Annotated in this window: 2 protein-coding genes; both read left to right on the top strand. The window is 27.5% G+C overall.

What is annotated here, in order from left to right; genetic code table 11:
• On the top strand, positions 1-433 hold a 433-nt coding region (locus tag L8Y18_RS08470), incomplete at its 5' end, for an AAC(3) family N-acetyltransferase (RefSeq protein ID WP_263676656.1).
• Between the two features lies 1 nt (position 434).
• The coding region (locus L8Y18_RS08465; protein ID WP_263676655.1) for an amino acid adenylation domain-containing protein at positions 435-1,930 on the top strand (1,496 nt) is incomplete at its 3' end.

Raw genomic sequence — 1,930 nt, 5'->3', positions numbered from 1 at the left:
CATTAAAGGAGCTAAAGAAGAATTGTTTTTAAAGGACACTACAAGTTGTTTTGGAGAAAATTGTGTGTATGAAATTTTAGCCAAAGAAAATGGAAAATTAGTTTTATTTGGCTCTAAAATAGCTGGGTACACTTTTAGTCATTTCATAGAAGAAAAAGCTCATGTTCCATATAGATATTTTAAAAATTTTAGTGGAAAAATTATTGATGAAGATGGTAAAATACTCCAAAAAAATATTAAATACTATGTTAGAAAATTGGATGAAAATTCAGATTTAGATGTTGATAAACAAATAGCTATTTTAAAAAATGATGATAATTTTAATATTTTAAATTTTTCCAATGCTCATATAATAAATATCAACATGAAAAACTATTTAGAAAAAACATTAAAAGCTTTAAAGGATAACCCTTATTGTTTGCTAAAGGAATAAAATGACAACTCATATCAATGATTTTTTACAAGAGAGTGTTGCTAAATTTGGAAGTAAAAATGCTTTTGTTGAGTTTAATGGTAGAAGTATAAGCTATAAAGAATTTGATGATTTAAGTAAAAAAATAGCAAGTAAAATTCTTTCTAAACTTCCTACTAAAAATACACAAGATCCTATATTAATCATACTTCCTAAAGGAATTGATTGTTTGCTTTCTTTTTTTGGTGTAGCAAAAAGTGGAAATTTTTATACACTTTTAGATGAAAAAAGTCCCAAAGAGCGTGTAGAAAAAGTTATAGAAGTTTTGAAACCAAAGCTTTTAATTACTTCTAAAAAATTAAATTTAGATTTTAATCTTGATACCATTTTCACAGAAGATTTTGAAAGCTTTGTTATAAATGAAAATGCTTTAGAAAAAGCTTTAAACGATCACATAGATACTAATTTACTTTATGTCTTTTTTACAAGCGGAAGCACAGGAACTCCAAAAGGAGTAAGCATAAGCCATAAAAGTGTGATTGATTATACTTTTTGGGTATGTGAAACTTTTAAGCTAAGCCATGAAGATATACTTGCTAATCAAGCGCCATTTTACTTTGATAATAGCATATTAGATATATTTAGCTCTGTTAAAATGGGAGCTACGCTTCATATACTGCCTAATCATCTTTTTGCTTTTCCAAATAAAATTTTAGAGTATCTAGAACAAGAAAAAATAACAACAATTTTTTGGGTACCTTCAGTGCTAATTTATTTTGCTAATACCAATGCGGTAGATAGCACCAAATTAAAAAATTTAAACAAAATTCTTTTTTGTGGTGAAATCATGCCAAATAAACAACTCAACATTTGGCGTAAATACCTTCCTAATACTTTATTTGCTAATCTTTATGGACCTACTGAAATTACCGATGTATGCTCTTTTTATATAATTGATAGACAATTTAGCGATGATGAGCTTTTGCCTATAGGAAAAGCATGTAAAAATACCCAACTTTTAGTCTTTGATGAGAATTTAAATTTAATTACTCCAAGTCAAGTGGGAATTAAAGGTGAGCTTTATGTAAGAGGAACTTGTCTTTCCTTAGGCTATTACAACGATAAAGAAAAAACAAAGCAAGCTTTTGTGCAAAATCCTTTGCATGATAATTACCTAGACTTGCTTTATAAAACAGGTGATGTGGTAGCTTATAATGAATTTGGCGAACTTTTATGCTATGGAAGAATAGATCATCAAATCAAATATATGGGTCATCGCATAGAACTTGGAGAGATAGAAAGTATTATAAATTCTCATGAGAATGTAAGAAATTGCGCTTGTATTTTTAAAGAAGAAATTATTTGCTTTTATGAAAGTAAGGAAGAGTTAGATTTTAAAAACTTTTTAAAAGACAAACTCCCTGTTTACATGATACCTAAAAAATTTGTTAAAATAGAACAATTTACTTTAAATGCAAATGGGAAGATTGATAGGAAAGTTTTGAGTAAAAACTCTTA

Origin of the sequence: Campylobacter sp. CNRCH_2007_0968H, assembly GCF_025773245.1 — a bacterium.
Taxonomy (GTDB): domain Bacteria; phylum Campylobacterota; class Campylobacteria; order Campylobacterales; family Campylobacteraceae; genus Campylobacter_D; species Campylobacter_D lari_D.
Note: the sequence above shows the minus strand (reverse complement) of the source record. Positions and strands in the feature narration are given on the sequence as shown.